The 255-nt window shown below is 62.4% G+C and carries 1 protein-coding gene; it reads right to left on the bottom strand.

All coding sequences use genetic code 11. The features are described 5' to 3' along the window. The coding region (locus QSV46_RS40295; RefSeq protein WP_314964244.1) for a cytochrome c at positions 1-255 on the bottom strand (255 nt) is incomplete at both ends.

The following is a 255-nucleotide window of genomic DNA, read 5'->3' as shown; positions in this document are numbered from 1 at the left end:
GAGGGAACCTTCGGTCCGGGAGCGAGGGACGCGACGTATGCGCCAACCGAAGCAATCTCCTCGCCAGTGAACTTCGTCTTCTTTGACGGGGCTTGAGCCTCGGGGCGAGCCATCGGCATACGGCCGGTACCCATTTGGAAGTCAACTGCCGCCGCGCCGACGCCGGCCAAAGACGGACCTTGAGTTGTGCCCTCGCCGTTTAAGCCGTGGCAAGAGGAACAGTTCTGCTGGAAGATTTCCTTGCCCTGGGCCACC

This window comes from Bradyrhizobium cosmicum (assembly GCF_032290525.1).
Classification (GTDB): domain Bacteria; phylum Pseudomonadota; class Alphaproteobacteria; order Rhizobiales; family Xanthobacteraceae; genus Bradyrhizobium; species Bradyrhizobium cosmicum_A.
Note: the sequence above shows the minus strand (reverse complement) of the source record. Positions and strands in the feature narration are given on the sequence as shown.